Genomic DNA, 4,780 nt, shown 5'->3' on the forward strand with positions numbered 1-4,780 from the left:
TCTACCAGGTCTAATGAGGTATAGTGACTTTTATAACGCTAACAAGGTCACTATTGCCTGTTTAGTCGTATTTTACTCTGAGACATTGGAGCCAAAAATAAACATAATCAATTGAATTAAAATGAAAAACAAAAAAATAATATTTTTTTTTATTTCCTTCCTAACTGTTTTTAGCGCTTGCAACAAAAGTAAAAACTACAGTAGTTTTGATGAATTGAGTTCTGCATTAAAAAACGCTTTGCCCGGAGATACCTTTGTTATTAAAAACGGTGTTTATAAGGATATTGTATTCAGAGCTTATGCAAAAGGAACTGCCGAAAAACCCATTGTTGTAATGGCTGAAACAGCAGGGCAAGTGAGATTAGAGGGGGAGTCAAATCTTAAAATTGCAGGTGAATATCTTGAAATACATAACTTGTATTTTGTGAATGGATTCTCACCAGAGGGTCCTGTAATTGAGTACAGACTGGATAAAGAAGTAGCGAACAACTGTAGAATTACAGGGCTTGTGATTGAAAGCTACAACCCCAAAGACAGATCATCCAGTAATTCTTGGGTGGCTTTTTATGGAAAGAATAATAGATTTGATCATAATACCCTTTTTGGTAAACAAAATGCTGGAACAACTCTGATTGTAGAGCTTGATGAAGATCGAAATCGGGAGAACAAACATTCTATCGACCACAATTTTTTTGGTAAACGTCCAAATTATGGTTCTAATGGATCAGAGACAATGCGGGTGGGTAACTCAACCTATTCACTAGCCTCATCACAAACACAAATTTTAGATAATTGGTTTGAGCATTGTGATGGTGAGGTAGAGCATGTATCAATTAAATCAAGTGACAACTACATTGCTCGCAACGTATTCTTTGAATCATCGGGTGAATTGGTTTTAAGACATGGCAATGGCAATGTTGTGGAGGAGAACTTTTTTTTAGGTAACAGAAAACCTAACACAGGCGGAATTAGAATCGTTGGAGAAGATCATATTGTAAGAAGAAATTATTTAAAGGATTTAACAGGTAAACGTTTTTATGCTGCTTTGGCTGTGATGAATGCTGTGCCAAATTCGCTGATTAACAGGTATCATCAGGTGAAAAATACGCAGATAATGGAAAATGTGTTTATTGATTGCGATAATATAGAATTTGGCGTTGGAAAAGATAATGAGCGCACTTTGCCACCAACAGAAACAATTTTTTCTGAAAATATAATTATTAATAGAAATGCAATGGAGTTATTTATTGAAAACGATGATGTTTCAGGAATTAACTTTTCAGGTAATATTTTTGATATTAAAAATAGCACAATAAAAAGAGAAGGTTTTGAATATCAAAAATTAAATGAGCCCGATTTAACATTACCCATCGAGAGAGGAGATTGCGGTGCTCAGTGGTTCGATAATCAAGTGAAAGATGAGGGTGTCATATCAGCTAAAAAGTATGTTGTAAGTGATGCGGATACATTTCGTGAAGTAGTTACAGAAGCTGACGACAATGATACAATTATTCTTAAATCATCTTCCGATATTTTACTTGAAGAACCTATCGTAATAGAAAAACATCTTATAATAAGGGCTGAATCCACTGATGACGACAAGCCAATTATTCGATATATCGGGTCTGTATCAGGTAATCCAATGATTCAGATTACAGACGGGGGTAATCTCAAGTTATCAGGGTTTATTTTTAATGGTCGACCCGCTGAGGGAAAGAGTAGGGCTTTTGCAGGGATTGCGCCGGCTAAGGTTATGAGTGGAAAATATAATGCTACAATAGAAAATTGTGATTTTATTTATTTCGAAGAATCTACATTTGCTGGTTTTAAAGCTCAGAAGAACACATTTGCAGATTCTTTGATCTTTAATAATTGTCGTTTTCAAAATATCTCGGGAGAGGGAATAAGTTTAAGCGCAGAAAAGGACGATACTGGAAAATATAGCGCTGAAAATGTGGTCATTGATAATTGTCACTTTGAGAAAATATTGGGCTCATCTGTTAATATTTATCGTGGAGGTAATGATGAAAGTACTTCAGGTCCTTCAATATATATCACTAACTCAACATTTACAGATAGTAGCAATCAGGAAAGAGGCTCTACTTTAAGACTAATAGGTGTGCAAAAAGCACGGATAAGTAATTTGATTTTTAACAACAGCGGAAGAGGAGGTGCGTCCATATTATTTGACGAATTTGCATGGGACGATATCCAAATTGAAAATATTACATATAATCACTCGGGTAAGGTAAGAATGAATCGCTTATATAAATAAATGGGATTGTGAAATGAGCGTGATAATCACTATCACCCAAATATATGATTAAAGTGAGCCACATGCACCATAACGAAAAGAATAGATAATCGTATGAAACCAAAAATATTACTTTTTTTACTCATTATACCCATTGTATTATCTGCCAATATAAAACTGCAGGAACATCCCAGACTATTGCTTACTCATGCCGATGTACAGGACATAAAACAAAATTTAAATGATGCACCGTTGTTTTTCGCTTCATACAAGATGGTGAAAGACGAAATTGATGATATTTTAAACTTATCCATGGATGTGCCGATGCCAAAGGATGCCGGAGGAGGTTATACACACGAGCGTCATAAGCAAAACTACAAAGAAATGATGAACGCCGGCGCATTGTATCAAATATCGGGAGAGGAGAAATATGCCATTTTCGTACGTGAAATGTTGAAAAAATATGCAGAAATGTATCCCGGTTTACCACTCCATCCTGTAACAAGATCTAATTATAGAGGTAAGATTTTTTGGCAAGGATTAAATGAAAGTGTCTGGCTGGTTTACGCAGCACAAGCCTATGATTGCATTTATGATTTTCTTACTATTGAAGAAAGAGAATATATTGAAAATCGTTTGTTTTATCCAATAGCCGAGTTTTTGACGAAAGATAATCTTTCCACATTTAATCGGATTCATAATCATGGAACCTGGGCTGTTGTTGCTGTAGGCATGATAGGGTATGCTATGGGGAACAAAGATTTAATTGATAAATCTCTATACGGTTTTTATAAAAATGGCCAAGGTGGCTATTTGGCTCAAATAAATCAACTGTTTTCTCCTGATGGATATTTTACCGAAGGTCCCTATTATCAGAGATATGCCTTGCATCCGTTTATTACATTTGCCCGTACTATTGACAATAATCAACCCGAGCTGGATATCTTTGGATATAAAGATGGCGTTCTTCTTAAGGCTGTTGCATCTCAGCTTCAGTTGGCTGATTCTAATGGTCTCTTTTTTTACTTGAATGATGCATTAGAAAAAACCTGGCATAGTGAAGAATTGGTATATGCTTTGGATATTGCTTATTCAAAGAATCCAGACGGTTATAAATCATTCTTGAGTATTGCAAAGGAGCAAGATAGGGTTATTTTAACCGGAGATGGCATGAAAGTAGCCCGGGCAATCAATAATAAGGAAGATAATACTTTCAGGAGTAGATCAGTTTTACTCAAGGATGGTGCCAAGGGGGATGAAGGTGCAGTTGCAATTTTACGTGCTGAAAATGAGGATGAAACTATTGTTGTATTTAAATATACATCTCATGGGCTTTCCCATGGTCATTTTGATAAGCTTTCTATTTCTTTTTATGATCAGGGTAATAATATTTTGCAAGATTATGGTGCTGTTCGTTTTCTGAATATTGAGCAAAAAAATGGAGGGCATTATCTGCCGGAGAATGACTCATTCGCAAAACAAACCGTTGCTCACAACACGATTGTGATTGATAAACAGTCACATTATAATGGCGATATAAACATCTCTGAAAACTTTTCGCCCAAGCATCTCTTTTTCATCCAAAAGGAAAATATGGTGGCTGCAGCTGCCGAAGACTCAACCGCCTATCCAGGTATAAAGTTAAATCGTAAGGTAGCTATAGTTGAGGATTCTAATTTTGAATGTCCTGTTTTGATTGACATATTTACCGTGAGTGGTAAGTCGGAGCATACTTTAGATTTGCCATTTTACTTTAAAGGTCAATTGATAGGTGCCAATTTTACTTATAAGCGTCATTTAGATTCACAGCAAGTGTTTGGTGATGAAAACGGATATCAGCATTTATGGCTGGAAGCAGAAGGAAAATCCGATCTTCCTGTCTCGTCATTGACTTTCCTCAATGGGAACAGATTTTATTCATTAACAACAAATGTAACTCCAGAAACGGAGTTGTTTTTGACCCGAATAGGTGCCAATGATCCAAATTTCAATTTAAGAAACGATCAGATGTATATGCTACGAGACCATAACAAGTCTGAAAGAACCTATGTTACTATACTGGAACCTCATGGAGAATTCAATCCTATTAAAGAATACACAGTGTCTTCTTATCCGAAAATTAAAAATATAGAAATAGTAGACAATAAAAGAGACTCTTCTACACTCATTTTAAATTTAACTTCGGGAGGAAGTGTGAAAATTGAAATAGGGAATCGGAAAGACTCTATGTAGAACCGGAATCCTGATGTGTGATGTATGGGGAGCAAAATCCCAGTGTGATTCAGTGTTGTCTTTGCTGAAAAATGGTATTACGATGGAAAAGAAAGGATTCAAGAAGAAAAAACTTCAATATACTGGAACCGAAGTCAACAGGAATCCCTGATGACATCACGGCCATGAAAAGCTGAATTGTCAAGGTTTCAGAAAGAGTCGAAACATGAGAAACTAGGTGCTGGCGCTTTCGATGGAATGATTGATATTGTAGAGGTTGTGTAAATTAAACTGTGTCAGGCTTTATTTTTATAG

2 protein-coding genes are annotated in these 4,780 nt (G+C 35.8%); both read left to right on the forward strand.

Annotated elements, in window-relative coordinates:
* Nucleotides 1-121: 121 nt before the first annotated feature.
* Nucleotides 122-2,275, forward strand: a complete 2,154-nt coding sequence (locus B3Z75_RS09260) for a chondroitinase-B domain-containing protein (protein ID WP_294070607.1) — start codon at nucleotides 122-124, stop codon at nucleotides 2,273-2,275.
* Nucleotides 2,276-2,368: 93 nt separating this feature from the next.
* A complete protein-coding gene (locus tag B3Z75_RS09265) occupies nucleotides 2,369-4,486 on the forward strand; it encodes a heparinase II/III domain-containing protein (protein WP_294070610.1) in 2,118 nt (705 codons plus the stop codon).
* Nucleotides 4,487-4,780 lie beyond the last annotated feature (294 nt).

The sequence above is a fragment of the Proteiniphilum sp. UBA1028 genome, assembly GCF_002316955.1.
Classification (GTDB): domain Bacteria; phylum Bacteroidota; class Bacteroidia; order Bacteroidales; family Dysgonomonadaceae; genus Proteiniphilum.